This is a genomic window from Pseudonocardia sp. P1 (assembly GCF_000178675.2).
In the GTDB taxonomy this organism is placed as follows: Bacteria; Actinomycetota; Actinomycetes; order Mycobacteriales; family Pseudonocardiaceae; genus Pseudonocardia.
This window is the reverse complement of sequence record NZ_ADUJ02000001.1, coordinates 283,027-299,231: the sequence shown is the minus strand read 5'-3', so window position 1 is coordinate 299,231 and position 16,205 is coordinate 283,027. Positions and strand designations below refer to the sequence as shown.

Genomic DNA, 16,205 nt, shown 5'->3' with positions numbered 1-16,205 from the left:
GATGTGGCCGGGTCCCTTCCCGATCCGTGATCACCGGGTCTCTCAGCGGGCGGTCGCGGTGGTCACGAAGTCGGTGATCGCGGCGGTGAAGGCGCGGCGGCTGTCGTCCCACAGGTAGAACATGTGCCCGCCGTCGAAGTGCTGCGCGGTCAGCCGGGAAGCCACCCCCGGGGTCAACCGCATCTGGTTCCGCAACCGGTCACCGGCGTGGTACGGGGTCACGAGGTCGTGGTGGCCGTGCGTGATGATCGCGCGGACGCCCGGGTTGAGGGCGAGCCCGTAGCGGAGGTCGTCGGTCGCGCCCTTCGGCGGGTGGTTGTAGACGGCGCGGGTGTCGTCCTGCCAGGGGGCGACCACCGTGGGGTCGAGCAGCGTGTACGTCCGCCCGGTCCGCACCCCGAGCTCGCCCCGCAGGTACTGGTTGATCCCCGCGCCGAACGCCGCGGCGATGCCGGTCAGGGTCGGGTCGGCGCCCATGTACAGCTCGCGGTCGGGGTACGGGTCCGTGGTGGTGACCGTGGCGTCGTAGATCCCGAGGGCCAGCCGGTCCGCGCGGAGCAGGTCGCGGGTGAACCGGGTGATGCGGATCCGTCCCTCGGCCCGGGCGACGTCCTCGACGTCGAGTCCGGTCAGGGCGGCGTGGCGCTCGAACACCCGCTGCCGGTCCGCAGGGTCCGTCGCGGCACCGCGGACGAGGAACGTCGCGAACTCGCCGGTGGCGAACTCCTCGGCGGCGCGGCGGATCTCGGACGGCGGGGTGTCCGGCCCGAACGCGCGGGAGCGTCCGTGGTGGGCGGCGGCCAGCGCCATCGTGGGCAGCGTGTCGACCCACGGCAGCACGTCGTAGTCACCGAGCTCCAGCCCGATGGTGGACAGACCCGCGAACTCCAGCGCGGGGGAGATCAGGATCGACCCGGACACGCCGATCCCGGCGCTCTCCTGCAGCCGGCGGATCAGCCGGGCCGCGCGGTAACCGCCGTAGCTCTCCCCCGCGACCAGCACGGGCGAGTGCCACCGGCCGTTGTCCCCCAGCCACCGGGTGATGACCTCGACCAGCGCGTCGAGATCACGCTCGGTGCCGTAGTACGAGGTGGGCTCGGCGCCCGGTGCGCTGCGGCTGAAGCCGGTGTCCACCGCGTCGACGACGACGAGGTCGGTGAACGCCAGCCACGACTCCGGGTTGTCGACCAGGCGCGCGGGCGGGGAGGGCATGGTCCCGTCCCCGGGGAAGGCGATGCGCCGCGGCCCGACGACGCCCAGGTGCAGGTAGGCCGACGCACCGCCGGGCCCGCCGCCGAACACGAACGTCACCGGCCGCTCGCCCCGGTCCTCCGCGACGTAGGAGACCGTGAAGATCTCCGCCGCGGGCTTCTCCTCCTGACGCAGCACGATCCACTGCGCGTCGGCGCGGTAGCCGAGACCGTTCCAGACGCCGGTCGTCGACACCCCCGCCGGCGGCTCGTGGGCGGGCGGGGTCGGTCCAGGTTGCTCCATACCCCCGATGAAACGCCGTGCCGTAACGGCATGGTCAAACGACGACCGCTGATCACCGATCCGGAAGCCGCCCGGTCACATATGGCCGCGTGGCTTCCCGATCCGTGATCACGGGCCGGCTCAGGGCGTGCCGGAGCTGGGCCACGACCCGGGCGGGGGCCGTGTCCAGGTCGTGCCAGCTCACGCGGAGCAGCGTCCAGCCGGCGGTCACCAGGTCGTTGCCCTTGATCCGGTCCCGGCGGAAGCGTTCGACGTCGCTGTGCCACGCCCAGCCGTCGAGCTCGATCGCGACGCGCTGCTCCGGGAAGGCCAGGTCGAGCTCGTACGGGCCGAACGCGTACCCGAGGACCCAGCCGGTCACGCCGGCGTCGCGCAGCAGCCGGACGAGGCGTCGTTCGGCGTGCGATGCCGCCCGGTCCCCGGCCACGACCAGGAGACTCCGTGCCGCGGTGGCGCCGGTCGCGCCGCTCATCCGGCACCAGGCGGCGTGCAGGTCCTCGAACGTGACCCACCGTTGCAGCGCCCGGTCCAGGAACGCCGCACCGTCGCGGACCGCGATCGCCGTCTCGAGCGCGGTCAGGGGCCGGGTGGTGAGGGCGAGCCCGCGGGCCTCCGTCCGGTCGGCGGGGGCGATGTCCCGGCGCCGGAGACGGACCCCCGGGCGGGGTGTGCGGGCCACGGACCGGGGGACGGTGACCCCGACCGTCGACGGCGACGTGTCGAGCATCCGGTGCCACCAGGCGGCGGCCGGGCCCGCGAGCAGCGCCGTCGGTCCCGCCCAGAACACGGCGGCGCGGCAGCGGGCCGCGGCACCGAACGGATGCCCTCCCCCGAGGAGCACGCCCGGCAGCGGTGACGAGAACCGCCCCGTCGCGACCCACCGCCGCAGGGTGCGGGCCGAGACCCCGCTCGCGACCGCCTGCGCGACGGACACGACGCCGTCCTGGTGCCGCAGCAGCCGGTCGAGCTCCATGCCCCGACCCTGCGCCCCCGACCCCCGCCCCACGCCGGAACCGGCTCCGCCGTTCCCGCGAGCGAACGCCTGATCACGGATCGGGCAGCGGGGCGGCCGGATGTGGCCGCCCCGCTTCCGGATCCGTGATCACAGGGTCAGTTCGACGGCGTAGCGGGTCGGGCGGTACAGGTGGGAGCCGTACTCCACCGCCCGGCCGGTCTCGTCCCAGGCGGTGCGGGTCATCGTCAGCAGCGGGGCGCCGGGGGGTTCGTCGAGCGCGGCGGCCTCGGCGGCACCGGCGGCCCGCGCCCCCACGACCTGCCGGGCCGAGCGCGGCGCGTGCCCGCCGGCACGGAGGAGCTCGTAGAGGCCGTGCCCGGTGAGATCGTCCGGGCGCAGCGGGAGCACGTCGGCCGGGACGACGTTCGTCATCAGCGCGAGCGGCTCCCCACCGGCGAGGCGCAGCCGCTCGAACCGCGCCGCCGGGGCCGAGGGCGGGATCCCGAGCGCCGCGGCGACGACGTCACCGACCGGCCCGACGGAGAACGCCCGCAGCACGGTGGCCGGGGCGCGGCCGTCGCGGGCGAGGTCGTCGTGGAGGCTCGTGAGATCGACCGGTCGCTCCATCCGGGTGGGCAGCACCCGGGTCCCGGCGCCGCGCCTGCGGGCCAGCACCCCCTGCTCGACCAGGTAGGACACGGCGCGGCGCAGGCTCGGACGGCTCGCGCCGGTGCGGGCGGCGAGCTCCGCCTCGGCGGGGAGCCGGCTCCCCGCGGGCAGCTCGCCGGACTCGACCATGCCCCGGATCCGGGTCGCGACCTGGAAGTAGAGCGGCACCGGGCTCCCCCGGTCCACCTGGCCCGACGGCCCGGTCACCGCGCCTCCCCACATGTGACGATCGACCATCTTTGTCAGGACAAAGCATTGACGTGACGTGTGCGGCAGCGTACACCTGTCCGTGGTCTGCATCACTCTCCGGACGTCGGGGCCCGGCCGGAGCGGACCACCCACCCCCGCGGACGGCGACCGAGCCGATCGCGATCACAGAGAGAACTGATGCTCGATGAGGAGTATTCGGAAGGTCGCCGTCGGACTGGCCGCCGTCTCGCTGCTGGCCGGGCTCACCGCCTGCAGCAGCCAGGGCGGGGCCCAGAACGACGCCGCGGACCAGGGGCAGCGCTACACGATCGCGATGGTCACCCACGAGCAGGCGGGTGACACGTTCTGGGACAAGATCCGCGCGGGCGCCGAGGACGCGGCCGCGACGCACGGGATCGACCTCAAGTACTCGAACAACGAGCAGGGGCCCGAGCAGGCGACGCTGGTGCAGAACGCGATCGACTCGAAGGTCGACGGGATCGCCGTGACGCTGTCCAGCGCCGACGCCGTCGTCCCGGTCGCGAAGAAGGCCGCCGACTCCGGCATCCCGGTCGTCGCGTTCAACCAGGGCATCGACCAGTACAAGGCCGCCGGCGCGACGATGTACTTCGGCTCCGACGAGACCCTCGCCGGCCAGACCGTCGGCGAGAAGCTGACCGCGCTGAGCCCGGGCGGCAAGACCCTCTGCGTCATCCAGGCCCAGGGCTCGGTGGCGCTGGAGACCCGCTGCCAGGGCGTCAAGAAGGGCTACCCGAACACCGAGAACATCCAGGTCAACGGGGCCGACCTGCCGTCGGTCCAGCAGACCCTGAACGCGAAGCTGGCCGAGGACCCCGCGATCACCGACGTCGTCACCCTCGGCGCGCCGATCGCGATGGCGGCGCTGCAGGCCCAGCAGGGCACCGGCTCGACCGCGAAGATCGCGACCTTCGACCTCAACCAGGACGCCGCCAAGGCCATCCAGGACGGGCGGATCGCCTTCTCGGTCGACCAGCAGCCCTACGTCCAGGGCTACCTGGCCGTCGAGTCGCTGTGGCTGAACCTCTCCAACGGCAACGACATCGGCGGCGGGAAGCCGACGCTCACCGGTCCGTCCGTGGTCGACGCGTCCAACATCGCCCAGATCCTGCCCTACACCGAGGCCAACACCCGCTGACGGCGGCTCCCCGGGGGCGGCACCGACGACCGTCGCCCCCGGGTGTCCCCTCCTCCAGGAGCCCACCCATGAGCACACCCACCGCCGCCGGCACGACCGGCGCCACCACCGAACCGGACCCCGCACCGCCGGCCTCGCAGGCCCGGTCGCTGTCCGCCCGGCTGTTCACCCGGCCCGAGGCGGGCACGGTCGCGGCCGCCCTGGCGATCTTCGTCTTCTTCTACGCCATCGCCGAGCCGTTCCGGACGCTCGACTCCTTCGCGACCGTGCTGTACGCGTCGTCGACCATCGGCATCGTCGCGGTCGGCGTCGCGCTGCTCATGATCGGCGGCGAGTTCGACCTGTCCTCCGGCGTCGCGGTGACCACCTCCGCGCTCACCGCCGCCCTGATCACCTACCAGCTGTCGCTGAACATGTGGGTCGGCGTCGTGCTGAGCCTGGTCGTCGCGCTGCTGGTCGGCTTCGTCAACGGGTGGCTGGTCGTGACGACCGGCATCCCGAGCTTCCTGATCACGCTGTCGATGTTCTTCATCCTGCGCGGCGCCAACATCGGCGTCACCAAGGGCATCACCGGCACCGTCGCGACCGACAACGCCTCCGAGCTCGACGGCTTCGTCTCGGCGCACACGATCTTCGCCTCCGACGTCCCGCTGGGGTTCATGACGGTCAAGGTGACGGTCTTCTGGTGGCTCGGGCTCGCGGCCGTCGCGTCCTGGATCCTGTTCCGCACCCGCCTCGGCAACTGGATCTTCGCGGCGGGTGGCAACGCCGCGTCCGCCCGCGCCGTCGGCGTCCCGGTGAAGCGGGTCAAGATCGGTCTGTTCATGGGCGTCGGGTTCGTCGGCTGGGTACTCGGGATGCACATCCTGTTCAACTTCTCGTCCGTGCAGTCCGGGCTCGGGGTCGGCAACGAGCTGATCTACATCGTCGCCGCGGTGGTCGGCGGCTGCCTGCTCACCGGCGGTTTCGGTTCGGCGATCGGCGCCGCGATCGGCGCCTTCATCCTCGGCATGACCACCCAGGGCATCGTGTTCGCCGGCTTCGACCCGAACTGGTTCTACACGTTCCTGGGCGCGATGCTGCTGCTCGCGGTCGTGCTGAACCTCTACATCAAGAACTACGCCTCGACGCGGAAGTGACGACGATGACCGACACGATCTCCGACCACGCCGCGTCCGACCTGCGGGCAGGCACCCCACTCGTCCGGATGGCCGGGATCGGGAAGACCTACGGCGCCATCCGTGCCCTGGAGGGCATCGACCTGACCGTCCGGGCGGGCGAGGTCACCTGCGTGCTCGGTGACAACGGCGCCGGGAAGTCGACCCTCATCAAGATCATGTCCGGCCTGCACCCGCACTCCGAGGGCACGCTGACCGTGCACGACGAGGACGTCACCTTCTCCTCGCCCCGGCAGTCCCTGGACCTGGGCATCGCGACCGTCTACCAGGACCTGGCCGTGGTCGGGCTGATGGAGGTGTGGCGGAACTTCTTCCTCGGTTCCGAGCTGCGGAAGGGCAACTACCCGCTCGCCCCGCTCGACATCCGCGGGATGCGCGAGATCGCCGACGCCGAGCTGAGGAAGATGGGCATCCAGGTCAAGGACATCAACCAGCCCATCGGGACGCTGTCCGGCGGCCAGCGCCAGTGCGTGGCGATCGCCCGGGCCGTCTACTTCGGTGCCCGGGTGCTGATCCTCGACGAGCCGACGGCGGCGCTGGGCGTCAAGCAGTCCGGGGTCGTCCTCCGGTACACCGCCGCGGCCCGCGACGCCGGCCTCGGCGTCGTCTTCATCACCCACAACCCGCACCACGCCTACATGGTCGGCGACCACTTCATCATCCTGAAGCTCGGCCGCCGGGTGCTCGACCGGGCGCGCTCCGAGGTCTCCCTGGAGGAGCTCACCACCGAGATGGCGGGCGGTCAGGAGCTCGCCGAGCTGTCGCACGAGCTGCAGCGCTGACCGCACCCGCACCACCGCGAGGAGGAACAGTGAACGACCGTCCACTGCGGATCGGGATCCTGGGCGCCGCCCGGATCGCCGGCGAGGCGCTCTGTGCCCCGGCCGCGGAGACCGGGGACCGCCTCGTCGCCGTCGCCGCGCGCGACCGCGGCCGGGCCGAGCGCTTCGCCGCCGAGCACGGCGTCGAGCGGGTGCACGACGACTACGCCGCCGTGCTCGACGATCCCGGGGTCGAGGTCGTCTACAACCCGCTGGCCAACGCGCTGCACGGCCCCTGGAACCTCGCGGCCGTCGCGGCCGGCAAGCACGTGCTGAGCGAGAAGCCGTTCACGTCCGACGCCGGCGAGGCCCGTGAGGTCGCCGCTGCGGCCCGCGCCGCCGGGGTGACGGTCGTCGAGGGGTTCCACCACGTCCACCACCCGGTGTTCCGGCGGCTCGCCGCGATCACCGGCTCCGGGGAGCTCGGCCGGATCACGACGGTCGAGACGACGTTCCGGATGCCCGCACCGCCGAACACCGATCCCCGCTGGTCACTGGACCTCGCCGGTGGCGCGCTGATGGACCTGGGCTGCTACGCGCTGCACATCCAGCGCCGGCTCGGCGCGCAGCTGGGCGGCGAGCCCACGGTGACGGCGGCGACGGCGCGGGAGCGTTCCCCCGGCGTCGACGCGTCGGTGACCGCGGACCTCGGGTTCCCGTCCGGGGCGACGGGCGCGGCGCACTGCGACATGGACGCCGACGGCTGGACGATCACCGCCCGGGTGGTCGGCGAGCGCGGCGAGGCGCTGGCCCGCAACGTCGTCCTGCCGACCCGGGACGACCGGATCGAGGTGCGGGCCGGTGGTGTCACCCGCACGGAGCACCTCGGCACCCGGCCGACCTACACCTACCAGCTGGAGGCGTTGCGGGCGCACCTGCGCGGGCGGGACCCGTTCCCGCTGGACCTCGACGACGCCGTCGCGACGGCCGAGCTGATCGACGCCGTCTACCGCGCGGCCGGGATGGAGCCGCGGCCGCGCCGGGCACCGCTCCGGCTCTGACCGGCGGGACCGCGGCGCCCCGTCACACCGCGGCGGGGCGCGGCGGGGCCGTCGTCCCCCGCACCACGAGCCGCGGCGCCAGCACCACCTCCCGGGCCGCGGTCCGGTCGCCGTCGAGCCGCTCGGCCACCAGGTCGAGGACGTGCTCGGCGGTGCCCGGGACGTCCTGGCTGACCGTCGTCAGGTCCACGTGTGCCAGCCGGGACAGCGGGCTGTCGTCGTACCCGGCGACGGAGACGGTCCCCGGCACACCCGTCCCGGCCCGGCTCAGCGCGTCCAGCAGTCCGACGGCGCACCGGTCGTTGAACACCGCGACCGCGGTGGGCAGGTCCGCGGTGCCGTCCAGCAGGGTCGCGGCGGCGCGGGCGCCGTCGGCCTCCCCGTGCCCGCCGGGCAGCACCCGGCCGGTCAGGCCGGCCGCGCGCATCGCCGCCCGGTAGCCCTTCCGGCGGTCCGCGGCGATCGAGCCGCGCCCGCCGTCGACGTGCACGATCTCCCGGTGCCCCAGGCCGATCAGGTGCTGGACCTGTTCGCGGGCGCCCTCGTCGTCGGGGACCCGGACGACGTCGACACCGGTCCCCGGCAGCCGGCGCCCGACGGCGACGACCGGCAGCTGGCGGCCGAGCTCGGCGAGCCGGGCGGCCGGGGCGTCGCTGCCGAGCAGCACCAGCGCCTCGCACCGCGAGTCCACCAGCGACTCCACGGCCCGGCGCTCGTCCCGCGACGGCGACCGCGCACCCAGCACGAGATCGTGCCCGCGGCGCTCGGCGATCTCGAGGAGCTGCTCGACGAGCTCGGCGTGGTAGGTGGAGCGGATGTCGAGGACCACCCCGAGGGTCCCGCTGCGCCGGCTCGCCAGCAGGCTCGCGGCCCGGTCCGGCCGGTAGCCGAGGCGGTCGGCCGCGGCCAGCACCCGTTCGCGAGTCTCCGCACTCGGGCCCGGCGCGCCGCGCAGCACCAGCGACACCGACGCCGGGGACAACCCGACCTCGGCGGCGACGTCCGAGAGCCGGGGACGGCGGGCGGTCGATCGGTCGGTCACGTCCCGCATCATCGCGCCGCACCTCCTCCACGAGTTTGTCTTGACATGATCAGCCACGAGCCCGGAGACTCGACCCGTCATTAAAGCGTTTTAAGGCGCGCTCGACGAGGAGCTGAGGAGGTCCCCGTGACCACGACACCCTGGGCAGCCACCCGCGACCCGGCCTGGCTGGACCCGGCCGAGGCCCGGGTCGAGGACCTGTGTGCGCACGTCGAGCGAGGCACCGATCCCGCCGCGCACCCGCGGGCGACGACGATCGAGCAGGGCGTGCCGCTCTACCGGGCCGCCGACCTGACCGCCGAGGCCGCGACGCCCGAGGGACGGCGCGCCGTGCAGGCCGAGCTGGTGCACACCCTGCTCGACGGGCCCGGCATCGCCGTGTTCACCGGTGCGTTCGCCGCGGCCGAGCTGGGCCCGGCGACGTCCGCGTTCGACGCGATGATCGCGGAGCAGCGCGCCTCCGGCGCGGTCGCGGGCGACCACTTCGCGAAGCCCGGGGCGAACGACCGGATCTGGAACGCCGTCGAGAAGCTCGCGCTGCGCGCCCCCGAGGTGTTCACCGCGTACTACGCCAACCCGCTCACCGCGCTCGTGTGCGAGGCCTGGCTGGGTCCGGGCTACCAGGTGACGTCGCAGGTCAACGTCGTGAACCCGGGCGGTGCCGCGCAGAACCCGCACCGCGACTACCACCTCGGTTTCATGGACGCGGCCGGCGCGGCCCGCTACCCGGCGCACGTCCACCGCCTCTCCCCCGCGCTGACCCTGCAGGGCGCCGTCGCGCACTGCGACATGCCCGTCGAGTCCGGGCCGACGATGTACCTGCCCGGCTCGCAGACCTACCCGCACGGCTACCTGGTCGCCGACCGTCCCGAGTTCCGGGAGTACTTCGCGGACGCCCACGTGCAGCTGCCCCTCGCCGCGGGCGACGCGGTGTTCTTCAACCCGGCGCTGATCCACGGGGCTGGGCACAACCGGTCCGCCGGCGTCCGACGGATGGCGAACCTGCTGCAGGTGTCGTCGGCGTTCGGCCGGGCGATGGAGAGCGCCGACCGGGCCGCGATGGCCCGCGCCGTGTTCCCCGCCCTGCGGCGGATGCACACCGGCGGGGCACCCGACGAGCTGGTCGCGCACGCCGTGTCCGCCGCCGCGGAGGGCTACGCCTTCCCGACCGACCTCGACGCCGATCCGCCGGTCGACGGGCTCGCCCCGCCGTCCCCGGCCGCGGTGCTGCTGCGCGCGGTCCGCGAGGGCTGGGACGCCGACCGGCTCGACGACGTCCTCGCCGGCCAGACCGCACGCCGCCGTGGGGTGCCCGCATGAGCGGCGCGGGGCTGCTCGACGGCAGGGTCGTGCTGGTCAGCGGCGGCACGGCCGGTGTCGGCGCCGCATGTGCCCGCACCGCGGCCCGGGAGGGCGCGGCGGCCGTCGCCGTCACCGGGCGGCGCCGGGAGCCGGGCGAGAAGCTCGTCGCCGAGCTGGCCGAGCAGGGCGTCCGGGCACTGTTCGTGCCGTGCGACGTCGCCGACCCGGACGCCTGCCGGGACGCGGTGACCGCCGTCGTCGCCGGGTACGGACGGGTCGACTGCCTGGTCAACGCGGCGGGCCTGACCGACCGCGGAACCCTGCTCGACACCACACCGGAGCTGTTCGACCGGCACGTCGCGGTCAACCTGCGCGGGCCCTTCTTCCTGATGCAGGCCGCCGTCGCCGACATGGTGAGCCGCGGCGAGCCGGGGACCGTGGTGAACGTCGTCTCCGAGGCGGCGCACGGCGGGGCCCCGGTGCTCGCCCCCTACGTCGCGGCGAAGGCCGGGCTCGCCGGCCTGGTCCGCAACGCCGCCCACGCGCACCGGTTCGACCGGGTCCGGATCAACGGCCTCAACATCGGCTGGACCGACACCGAGGGCGAGGACGCGACCCAGCGCCGCTTCCACGGTGCGGGCGACGACTGGCGCGAACGCGCCGGCGAGCGCCTGCCGATGGGGCGGCTGGCCACCGCCCGGGACGCGGCCGAGGCCGTCGTCTTCCTGCTCTCCGACCGCTCCGGCGTCGTCACCGGGTCCGTCATGGACTGGGACCAGAACGTCGTCGGCGCCCACGACTGAACACGAGGGATCACCCATGAGGATCGGACTCATCGGCCTGGGCCGGATCGGCGCGTTCCACGCGCGGACGCTGGCCGGGCTCGACGCCGTCGGCGAACTGGTCGTCACCGACGCCCGGCCCGACGTCACCGCCGCGGTCGCGGCCGAGGCCGGCGCCACCGCCGTGAGCTCGCCGGACGAGTTGCTCGCGTCCGGCGTGGACGGTGTCGTCATCGCGGCGGCCACCCCGGCGCACCCGGAGCTGCTGCTGGCCGCCGTCGACGCCGGGCTGCCGGTGTTCTGCGAGAAGCCGGTCGCCGGGCGGATCGACGACGCCGTCGACGTCGCGGCGAAGCTGACCGGCCGCGACGAGCGGGTGCAGATCGGCTACCCCCGCCGGTTCGACGACGGCTACGCGGCCGCCCGCGCCGCCGTCGCCGCCGGGGAGCTCGGCCGGGTGCACACGGTGCGCGCCACCACGCTGGACCCCGCCCCGCCGCCCGCCGACTACGTGCGGATCTCCGGCGGGATCTTCCGGGACTGCTCGGTGCACGACTTCGACGCGGTCCGCTGGGTCACCGGCCGCGAGGTCGTCGAGGTCTACGCCACCGGCGACGCGCACGGTGACCCGGTGTTCGCCGAGACCGGGGACGTGTCGACGTCCCAGGCGATCCTGACCCTGGACGACGGCTCGGCCGCCGTCGTGTCCAACTCCCGGTACAACCCGCGCGGCTACGACGTGCGCCTGGAGCTGCACGGGGACGCCGACTCGGTCGCCGTCGGCCTCGACGCCGGGCTGCCGCTGCGCTCGGTGGAGCCGGGCGTCACGTTCCCCGGCGGCACCCCGCACGGGTTCTTCATGGACCGGCTCGCACCCGCGTTCCGGGCCGAGCTGACCGCGTTCACCGAGCTGGTCGCGGGCACCCGGCCCTCGCCGTGCACGGTCGCCGACGCCATGGCCGCCGGCTGGATCGCCGAGGCCGCCACCCTGTCGCTCACGTCCCGCCGCCCGGTGCGGGTCGAGGAGGTCGTCCGATGAGCGGGCGGATCGCCGGAGCCCCCATCTCCTGGGGCGTGTGCGAGGTGCCCGGCTGGGGTCACCAGCTCGCACCGTCGCGGGTGCTCGCCGAGATGCGCGAGGTCGGCCTGTCGGCCACCGAGTTCGGGCCGGACGGCTTCCTGCCGGACGCGCCCGCCGAGAAGGCCGCCACCCTCGACGGGTACGGCCTGCAGGCGGTCGGCGGGTTCACCCCGACCCTGCTGCACGTCCCCGGTCACGACCCGCTGCCGGGCGTCGAGGAGCTGCTCGCCGGCTACGACGCCGCGGGCGCCGCGACGCTGGTGCTGTCCGCCGACTCGGGCGGCACCGGCTACGACTCCCGCCCCGAGCTGGACGGCGCCGGGTGGGCCCTGCTGCTGTCGAACCTGGACCGCATCACCGGGTACGCGGCGACCCGCGGCGTGACCGCGGTGCTGCACCCGCACGTCGGGACGATGGTGGAGACCGGCGACGACGTGGCGCGCGTGCTGGAGGGCTCGTCGATCCGGCTGTGCCTGGACACCGGGCACCTGCTGATCGGCGGCACCGACCCGGCGGCGCTGACCCGGCAGGCGCCGGAACGGATCGCGCACACCCACCTCAAGGACGTCGACCTCGGGCTGGCGCGGCAGGTGCAGGACGGACGGCTGACCTACACCGACGCCGTCGGCAGGGGGATGTACCGGCCGCTCGGCGAGGGCGACGTCGATCTCGACGGCGTGCTGTCGCACCTGTCCGCCCACGGCTACGACGGCTGGCACGTGCTGGAGCAGGACACGATCCTGCACGGCCCGCCCTCCGGTGCGGGCCCCGCGGCCGACGTGCACACCAGCGTGCAGAACCTGCTGAAGGCGCTGGCCCGGTAGCGACCGCGCCGCACTCCTCCGCCCCGGGTCGTCGGTGACGGCCCGGGGCGGAGCCGTGTCCGGGGTCAGACCACCAGCGAGGTCTGCACGGTGTAGCGGTCCGCGCGGTAGAGGTGGCGGCCCAGCTCGACGAGGGCGCCGGCGTCGTCGTAGACGGTCAGCTCGGCCGTGACGCAGGCCAGCGGCGCCGGACGTTCGAGCAGCGCGGCCTCGTCGTCGTGCGCGAGCCGGGCACCGATGGTCTGGTGGGCGATCGCGATCTGCGCACCCTGCTCCCGCAGCAGCGCGTACAGGCCACGCTCGGCGAGCACGTCGTCGGCGAGGTCGAACCGCGCGGGCAGGTAGTTCGTCATGATCGACAGCGGTTCGCCGTCGGCGCGGCGGAGTCGCCGCAGCATCTGCAGCGGCTCGTCGGCCGGGAGGAGGTCCCGCAGCGCGGGCACCCCGGAGGTCGCCGGCGTGACGGCCTCGTGGGCGAGCAGCCGGGTCTCCGGTGCGCGCCCGGCGTCCGTCAGGTCCTCGTAGAGGCTGGTCAGGCGCACGTCGCGGTGGATCGCCGGGCGCACGACCTGGGTGCCGAGGCCGCGGCGGCGCACCAGCAGGCCCTTGCGCACGAGCTCCTGGATCGCCTGGCGCGCGGTCGGGCGGGCGAGCCCGAGGCGCTCGGTCAGGGTGATCTCGTTCTCCAGCCGGTCCCCCGGCTGCAGCGCACCGCGGTCGATCGCCGTCTCGATCGCCTGCGCGAGCTGGTGGTAGAGCGGCACCGGGCTGGAGCGGTCCAGCCGGACGTCGATCTGCACGGCGTCGGAGCGGGTGGCCATGTCCCCCACCCTACCGCGCGACGTCATGTTGTCCTTATGTCTGTACAAACTATTGACCACGGAGGTGACCACGGCCTACCGTCGTCATCGTCACCGCCGCACACACGAGAGGTCGCCGAGGACCCATGAACGCCCCCGCTGAGATCCTCACCTTCGGCCGCGCCGGGGTGGACATCTATCCGTTGCAGGTCGGCGTCGGGCTGGAGGACGTCACCTCGTTCGGGAAGTTCCTCGGCGGGACCACCGCGAACGTCGCCGTCGCCGCCGCCCGGCTGGGGCGCCGCGCCGCCATCGTGACCGGGGTCGGCGACGACCCGTTCGGCCGCTACGTGCGCCGCGAGCTGCGCCGGCTCGGCGTCGACGACCGGCACGTCGTCACGAACACCGAGTACCCGACGCCGGTGACCTTCTGCGAGATCTTCCCGCCGGACGACTTCCCGCTGTACTTCTACCGGAAGCCGACCGCGCCGGACCTGCAGGTCGCGCCGTCGGACCTGGACCGGGACGCGATCGCCGGGGCGGGCCTGTTCTGGCTGTCGGTGTCCGGGCTGTCGGAGGAGCCGTCGCGCTCGGCGCACCACGAGGCCCTCGCGGCCCGGGCCGGTCGCCCGACGGTGCTGGACCTCGACTACCGCCCGATGTTCTGGGAGTCCCCCGCCGCCGCGACCGAGCAGGTCCAGAAGGTGCTCGGGCAGGTCACCGTCGCCGTCGGCAACCGCGAGGAGTGCGAGGTCGCGGTCGGCGAGACCGACCCGGAACGCGCCGCCGACGCCCTGCTCGGCGCCGGGGTGGAGCTCGCGGTCGTCAAGCAGGGCCCGAAGGGCGTGCTCGCGAAGTCCCGCTCCGAGCGCGTGGTGTCCCCGCCGATCGACATCACCCCCTACAACGGCCTCGGGGCCGGTGACAGCTTCGGCGGGTCACTGGCCCACGGCCTGCTCGCGGGGTGGCCCCTGGACGAGGTGCTGCGGCGGGCCAACGCCGCGGGCGCGATCGTCGCCTCCCGCCTGGAGTGCTCCACCGCCATGCCCACCGACGCCGAGATCGACGTCCTGCTGTCGGGCGGCGACCCGAACGCCGCCACGACCTCCGAGGAGACAGCGTGAACTTCGCGCGGAACTACGACGAGGTCCGCGAGATCCGCGCCCTCGCCCCCGAGCGCATCCCGGCGCTGCTCGCGTCGCGGCGGCGGCGCCCGTTCGTCCCCGCCGACGGCCGGCTGATGATCGTCGCCGCGGACCACCCGGCCCGCGGGGCGCTGTCCGCCCGTGGCCGCGCCGACGCCATGGCCAGCCGCCCCGAGCTGCTCGACCGCCTGGTCACCGCGCTGCGCCGCCCCGGGGTCGACGGCGTCCTCGGCACCGCCGACGTCCTCGAGGACCTCCTGCTGCTCGGCGCGCTGGAGGGCAAGGTCGTCGTCTCGTCCATGAACCGGGGCGGGCTGCAGGGCTCGGTGTTCGAGCTGGACGACCGGCTGACCGGCTACGACGTGCGCGGCACCGTCGACGCCGGGTTCGAGGCCATCAAGATGCTCACCCGCATCGACCCGGCCGACCCCGCGTCGGTCGCCACGCTGGAGACCTGTGCGCAGGTGGTCACCGAGGCCAACCGGGCCGCGCTCGTCGCGATGGTCGAGCCGTTCTGGTCCCGGCGCGTCGACGGGCACGTGGTCAACGACCTCTCCCCCGAGGCCGTCATCCGGTCCGTGCACATCGCCCAGGGCCTCGGCGCCTCCAGCGCCTACACCTGGATGAAGCTGCCCGTCGTCGACGAGATGGAGCGGGTGATGGAGGCGACCACGCTGCCGACGCTGCTGCTGGGCGGTGACCCGACGACCAGCCCGGACGAGACCTACGCGTCCTGGAAGGCGGCGCTGGAGCTGCCGTCGGTGCGCGGCCTGATCGTCGGGCGGGCCCTGCTGTACCCGGAGGACGGTGACGTCGCCGCGGCCGTCGACACCGCCGTCTCGCTCGTGCGGCCGCAGGAGGTGCGGGCCGCGTGAAGGGGAACGACGAGTACGTGATCCCGGCGGGATCCGCCCCGGCCGACGGCTACGAGCTGGAGGTCACCCCGAGGACGGCGGGCTGGGAGCACTCCAGCCTGCGGATCCTGGCCCTGCCCGCGGGCGGATCGCGCACCGTGGACACCGCGGGCGAGGAGATGTTCCTCGTCCCGCTGTCCGGCTCGGCGACGGTCACCCGCGGCGCGGAGTCCATCGTGCTGGCCGGGCGGGCCGGTGTGTTCGAGGGCCCGACCGACTTCGCCTACCTCCCGGTCCGGTCCGCGGTCTCCGTGACCTCGGAGGCCGGCGGCCGGTTCGCCCTCTGCGGGGCGCGCACCGAGCGGGAGCTGCCGTTCCGCCACGGCCCCCGGTCCGACGTCCCGGTGGAGCTGCGCGGGGCGGGGCAGTCGTCGCGGAAGGTGCGCAACTTCGGCGCCGCCGGGGTGTTCGAGGCCGCGTCGGCGATCTGCGTCGAGGTGGTGACCCCGGGCGGGAACTGGTCCAGCTACCCCGCGCACAAGCACGACGAGGCCGGTCCGCACGAGTGCGAGCTGGAGGAGATCTACTACTTCGAGATCGCCCCCGGCCCCGCCGGGCAGCCGGGTCTCGGCTTCCACCGGACCTCCAGCTCCCCCGGGCACGAGATCGACGTCCTCGTCGAGGTGCGCGACCGCGACACCGTGCTCGTCCCGTGGGGCTGGCACGGCCCGTGCGCCGCCGCTCCCGGGCACGACATGTACTACCTCAACGTGATGGCGGGCCCGGGCGAGGAACGGGCCTGGCGGATCAGCGACCATCCCGACCAGGCCTGGGTCCGCGACACGTGGGCGGACCAGGAGATCGACACCCGGCTCACCGGAGGCCAGTGAC

At 74.1% G+C, this 16,205-nt stretch carries 16 protein-coding genes; 11 read left to right on the top strand and 5 right to left on the bottom strand.

Annotated elements, in window-relative coordinates:
* Window positions 1–42: 42 nt before the first annotated feature.
* The 3 genes from PP1_RS00910 to PP1_RS00900 form a co-directional block, all read right to left on the bottom strand.
* Entirely contained in the window at window positions 43–1,494 is a 1,452-nt protein-coding gene (locus tag PP1_RS00910) for a S10 family peptidase (RefSeq protein WP_075314283.1), read from the bottom strand.
* 52 nt (window positions 1,495–1,546) lie between these two features.
* Window positions 1,547–2,467 carry a type IV toxin-antitoxin system AbiEi family antitoxin domain-containing protein gene (locus PP1_RS00905; RefSeq protein ID WP_010240286.1) on the bottom strand — a complete coding sequence of 307 codons (921 nt, stop codon included), beginning with the start codon at window positions 2,465–2,467 and terminating at the stop codon, window positions 1,547–1,549.
* 129 nt (window positions 2,468–2,596) lie between these two features.
* A complete protein-coding gene (locus PP1_RS00900) occupies window positions 2,597–3,325 on the bottom strand; it encodes a GntR family transcriptional regulator (RefSeq protein WP_227012589.1) in 729 nt (242 codons plus the stop codon).
* Window positions 3,326–3,512: 187 nt separating this feature from the next.
* Here PP1_RS00900 and PP1_RS00895 point away from each other — a divergent pair, with 187 nt between their 5' ends.
* The 4 genes from PP1_RS00895 (at window position 3,513) to PP1_RS00880 (ending at window position 7,484) form a co-directional block, all read left to right on the top strand.
* Window positions 3,513–4,484, top strand: a complete 972-nt coding sequence (locus PP1_RS00895) for a substrate-binding domain-containing protein (protein WP_010240290.1) — start codon at window positions 3,513–3,515, stop codon at window positions 4,482–4,484.
* Between the two features lie 68 nt (window positions 4,485–4,552).
* Window positions 4,553–5,623: an ABC transporter permease gene (locus PP1_RS00890; protein ID WP_010240292.1), complete on the top strand. Its 1,071-nt coding sequence runs from the start codon at window positions 4,553–4,555 to the stop codon at window positions 5,621–5,623.
* 5 nt (window positions 5,624–5,628) lie between these two features.
* A complete protein-coding gene (locus PP1_RS00885) occupies window positions 5,629–6,444 on the top strand; it encodes an ATP-binding cassette domain-containing protein (RefSeq protein WP_029239894.1) in 816 nt (271 codons plus the stop codon).
* Between the two features lie 29 nt (window positions 6,445–6,473).
* Entirely contained in the window at window positions 6,474–7,484 is a 1,011-nt protein-coding gene (locus PP1_RS00880; RefSeq protein WP_075314285.1) for a Gfo/Idh/MocA family protein, read from the top strand.
* 22 nt (window positions 7,485–7,506) lie between these two features.
* Here PP1_RS00880 and PP1_RS00875 read toward each other — a convergent pair whose 3' ends face one another.
* On the bottom strand, window positions 7,507–8,535 hold the full coding sequence (locus tag PP1_RS00875; protein ID WP_075315096.1) for a LacI family DNA-binding transcriptional regulator: 1,029 nt from the start codon (window positions 8,533–8,535) through the stop codon (window positions 7,507–7,509).
* Window positions 8,536–8,652: 117 nt separating this feature from the next.
* Between PP1_RS00875 and PP1_RS00870 the strand changes: the two genes are divergently transcribed.
* From PP1_RS00870 to PP1_RS00855, 4 genes are read left to right on the top strand one after another with little or no spacing between them, the layout of a single operon-like run.
* Window positions 8,653–9,846 (top strand): phytanoyl-CoA dioxygenase family protein, encoded by a 1,194-nt coding sequence (locus PP1_RS00870; protein ID WP_010240607.1) that lies wholly within the window; start codon window positions 8,653–8,655, stop codon window positions 9,844–9,846.
* On the top strand, window positions 9,843–10,631 hold the full coding sequence (locus PP1_RS00865; RefSeq protein ID WP_010240609.1) for an SDR family oxidoreductase: 789 nt from the start codon (window positions 9,843–9,845) through the stop codon (window positions 10,629–10,631). Before PP1_RS00870 ends, PP1_RS00865 begins: the two co-directional genes overlap by 4 nt.
* Before the next feature lie 16 nt (window positions 10,632–10,647).
* Window positions 10,648–11,649 carry a Gfo/Idh/MocA family protein gene (locus tag PP1_RS00860; RefSeq protein WP_010240611.1) on the top strand — a complete coding sequence of 334 codons (1,002 nt, stop codon included), beginning with the start codon at window positions 10,648–10,650 and terminating at the stop codon, window positions 11,647–11,649.
* Window positions 11,646–12,515, top strand: a complete 870-nt coding sequence (locus PP1_RS00855; protein WP_010240612.1) for a sugar phosphate isomerase/epimerase family protein — start codon at window positions 11,646–11,648, stop codon at window positions 12,513–12,515. Before PP1_RS00860 ends, PP1_RS00855 begins: the two co-directional genes overlap by 4 nt.
* Before the next feature lie 65 nt (window positions 12,516–12,580).
* Here the strand turns inward: PP1_RS00855 and PP1_RS00850 are convergent, their stop codons facing one another.
* A complete protein-coding gene (locus PP1_RS00850; protein WP_010240613.1) occupies window positions 12,581–13,336 on the bottom strand; it encodes a GntR family transcriptional regulator in 756 nt (251 codons plus the stop codon).
* A gap of 125 nt (window positions 13,337–13,461) precedes the next feature.
* Here PP1_RS00850 and iolC point away from each other — a divergent pair, with 125 nt between their 5' ends.
* Genes iolC through iolB form a run of 3 tightly spaced genes read left to right on the top strand, consistent with a single transcriptional unit; the run spans window position 13,462 to window position 16,204 of the window.
* Window positions 13,462–14,439, top strand: coding sequence for a 5-dehydro-2-deoxygluconokinase (iolC, locus tag PP1_RS00845; protein ID WP_010240615.1), 978 nt, complete (start codon window positions 13,462–13,464; stop codon window positions 14,437–14,439).
* Window positions 14,436–15,335 carry a class I fructose-bisphosphate aldolase gene (locus PP1_RS00840; RefSeq protein WP_075314287.1) on the top strand — a complete coding sequence of 300 codons (900 nt, stop codon included), beginning with the start codon at window positions 14,436–14,438 and terminating at the stop codon, window positions 15,333–15,335. The genes iolC and PP1_RS00840 overlap by 4 nt, the downstream gene beginning before the upstream one ends.
* Window positions 15,332–16,204, top strand: coding sequence for a 5-deoxy-glucuronate isomerase (iolB, locus tag PP1_RS00835; protein ID WP_010233767.1), 873 nt, complete (start codon window positions 15,332–15,334; stop codon window positions 16,202–16,204). Before PP1_RS00840 ends, iolB begins: the two co-directional genes overlap by 4 nt.
* The last annotated feature ends 1 nt before the right edge of the window (window position 16,205 follow it).

What these genes read in the sequence shown, in the direction of transcription:
- PP1_RS00910 (WP_075314283.1), bottom strand. Translation starts at nt 1,494, where the DNA reads ATGGAGCAACCTGGACCGACCCCGCCCGCCCACGAGCCGCCGGCGGGG.
- PP1_RS00905 (WP_010240286.1), bottom strand. Translation starts at nt 2,467, where the DNA reads ATGGAGCTCGACCGGCTGCTGCGGCACCAGGACGGCGTCGTGTCCGTC.
- PP1_RS00895 (WP_010240290.1), top strand. Translation starts at nt 3,513, where the DNA reads ATGAGGAGTATTCGGAAGGTCGCCGTCGGACTGGCCGCCGTCTCGCTG.
- PP1_RS00890 (WP_010240292.1), top strand. Translation starts at nt 4,553, where the DNA reads ATGAGCACACCCACCGCCGCCGGCACGACCGGCGCCACCACCGAACCG.
- PP1_RS00885 (WP_029239894.1), top strand. Translation starts at nt 5,629, where the DNA reads ATGACCGACACGATCTCCGACCACGCCGCGTCCGACCTGCGGGCAGGC.
- PP1_RS00875 (WP_075315096.1), bottom strand. Translation starts at nt 8,535, where the DNA reads ATGCGGGACGTGACCGACCGATCGACCGCCCGCCGTCCCCGGCTCTCG.
- PP1_RS00865 (WP_010240609.1), top strand. Translation starts at nt 9,843, where the DNA reads ATGAGCGGCGCGGGGCTGCTCGACGGCAGGGTCGTGCTGGTCAGCGGC.
- PP1_RS00860 (WP_010240611.1), top strand. Translation starts at nt 10,648, where the DNA reads ATGAGGATCGGACTCATCGGCCTGGGCCGGATCGGCGCGTTCCACGCG.
- PP1_RS00855 (WP_010240612.1), top strand. Translation starts at nt 11,646, where the DNA reads ATGAGCGGGCGGATCGCCGGAGCCCCCATCTCCTGGGGCGTGTGCGAG.
- PP1_RS00850 (WP_010240613.1), bottom strand. Translation starts at nt 13,336, where the DNA reads ATGGCCACCCGCTCCGACGCCGTGCAGATCGACGTCCGGCTGGACCGC.
- iolC (WP_010240615.1), top strand. Translation starts at nt 13,462, where the DNA reads ATGAACGCCCCCGCTGAGATCCTCACCTTCGGCCGCGCCGGGGTGGAC.